At 42.3% G+C, this 2483-nt stretch carries 2 protein-coding genes; one reads left to right on the top strand and one right to left on the bottom strand.

What is annotated here, in order from left to right; genetic code table 11:
- Nucleotides 1-114: 114 nt before the first annotated feature.
- On the bottom strand, nt 115-1281 hold the full coding sequence (locus tag HWX04_RS08000; protein ID WP_175869597.1) for a tyrosine-type recombinase/integrase: 1167 nt from the start codon (nt 1279-1281) through the stop codon (nt 115-117).
- Between the two features lie 171 nt (nt 1282-1452).
- Here HWX04_RS08000 and HWX04_RS07995 point away from each other — a divergent pair.
- A partial coding sequence (locus HWX04_RS07995) for a phage major tropism determinant (RefSeq protein WP_439330032.1) occupies nt 1453-2483 on the top strand: 1031 nt, incomplete at its 3' end.

Genomic DNA, 2483 nt, shown 5'->3' with positions numbered 1-2483 from the left:
ACAGTATTTTATCATACATTTTCTCATGTGATAATTTATGAGTTTAATTGAGACGATATGAGAAAAGAGAGAGATAAAGTTATCCACAGATAATGGGGTTATGCACCCCATATCTTAAGATTGACCCGTRACATAAGCGGCCCATTTATCCATATAGACACGGCGCTGTTCTAAATAATCAGTACGACGATAGGCACGCTCTACTTGCCCCCCGACCGTATGAGCTAGAATRGTTTCAGCGACCTCATAGGGGGCATCGGTTGTTTCAGCRAGCCAATTGCGTAAACTAGAACGAAATCCATGGGGGCAGGATTCAAGTCCAATTTTTTTCATATATTTTGACATACATTTATCAGCGAGGGGACCGCGGCCTTTAGCAGAAAAAAAGAAATCATTGCGAGAGAGCAGACGCGCTTGTTTGAGAATTTCTAATGCCTCTGATGATAAGGGCACACGAAATTCTGTTGTAGCATCACGCCGTCCTTTCATATTYTCAGCAGGGATAGTCCATATATCYCCMTYAACTTGATCTTTATGAATATGACATAAAGGAAAAGTACGAACGCCTGTAAGAATAAGCAAACGCAAAGCCAATTGTGTCATAGTTGTTTTTTGACAAAGTGTTTKATAAAAAGCCGGAACATCTCTCCAATCCATTGCAGGTAAATTTTTGACTTTATGACGTTGTTTCCCTAAGAGCGCGCGTGCTTTTKYTGTTGCTTGTAAATCAACATTCAATCCTAAGGCAGCCGCATGTTTGAGACACATATTGAGACGRATAAGAGCTCTATAAGCAACTCCAGTTTTTGTATGCCAAATAGGAGCGAGGGTAGTGCGTATCTCTGTTTGTGTAATCTCTGAAACCGGCAGACAGCCTAATTTAGGAAGAATGTAAAGCCGCAAAGGTGAAAACCAATTTCCATCTTTTCCATCATCCTTTAATTCAGCTTTACGACTTTCAAAAGTATCTAGTGCAATATCTTTTAAATAATGGAGATTGCTTATTGCCTCACGCTTTTGTTTTTCACGTTCTTTAATAGGGTCACGACCTTCACGAAGAACAGAACGCCACCCTGTTGCCAATTCACGGGCTTGTTTTAAAGAGACATCTCTTAAAGCACCCAAGCCCATTTCACGACGGCGCCCGTGAAGAGTATAACGATAAATCCATTGAGCACCTCCATCTTTACGCTTATGAAGAAGCAAGCCGGCACCATCATTATATTTGCCAGCCCCCAATGTTGCGACAGACTTTGCATTAAGACGGTTCATAAGGACCATTTTTACTCCTTTCTTATACAAATTTGATCCACACACTCATCCCGCTTGTGACGTGCAAATGAGTGGTTTTGATTGATGCAAGATAAACAGATTTGAAATGAGAGAATCTTACGTTATTCGGTGTTCTAATTCAATATGAATAACGCTAAATTATCATTATAAATCAATATCTTGAAGACTGCGAAAACGACAGCCGAACAAGCATCTCAAACCGCATCGGAAGCGAAGGGTTTAGCAGAGGAGGCAAAAAGTACAGCAGATGGTGCAAAAGCGAAAGCGGAAGAGGCGCAACAGGAAGCAAAAGAAGCGTCTCGCGTAGCTTCTGAAGCGAAAGCCGCCGCAGATCAAGCCTTACAAGCCGATAGACAAGCAACAACGACATCTACAGAAGCGCAAAAGACAGCAGAGCAAGCACTAAGAGAAGCTAGCGATGCAAAAACATCCGCAAGGAAAGCGACGGCAGATGTTATTTCATTTAAGGCAAAGGCATTAACAATAGAGTCTGGTTTGCAAACAGCCAAACAAGTTTCAGAAACAGCTAAGAATTTGGCAGAGGACGCCCAGAAGAAGGTCCAACAGTTAGAGACAGTAGCCGGAGAGGTGAAGAAGGTTGCGGATCAAGCCAAAGCAACAGCCGATACGACGAAGCAAGAGTTTGGTGGTATCAAGAGTTCTCTAGCAACAGCGACAGCAGCTCAAACAACAGCAACAGCAGCAAAAGCGCTAGCAGAAAAGGTAAACACTTTTCTGAAACAGTCTAATTTAACGGTTTTGTCAACTTTCACTCCGTTTCTTGTTGCGACAGGCAAAGCGCAATTAACCGTGAAAAAAGGAACGTGTATAACCTTGGCATTAGACAATGATATTTTGGTTGCAAATAATACGGTAGATAAAATAATAAACGTTCAGCCTCTTTCGGCGGGCAAGGATTATTATCTTTATTTGGTACCGGGGGGAGATTCTCATAAAATTGTTGTATCAGAAAACTCTACCTATCCAAGGGATTACATCTTTAGTAGTTCACGCAAGATAGGAGGTTTCCATACGCTTTGTGCGGATGTTGGTACGATTTCCGGTCACCCACTGTCTGGTTATAGGGCAGGGGATATCTTACCCAATTCCGTTTGGTGTCTCAATCACCGCCCTTATAGTTCCCCCGAGGGAATGGTTTACGACCCCTCTACAGATCTTTGGGTTGATAT

It is taken from the genome of Bartonella gabonensis, from assembly GCF_903679515.1.
Taxonomy (GTDB): Bacteria; Pseudomonadota; Alphaproteobacteria; order Rhizobiales; family Rhizobiaceae; genus Bartonella; species Bartonella gabonensis.
The sequence above is the reverse complement of the archived record's forward strand: the minus strand, read 5'-3'. Positions and strand labels throughout refer to the sequence as shown.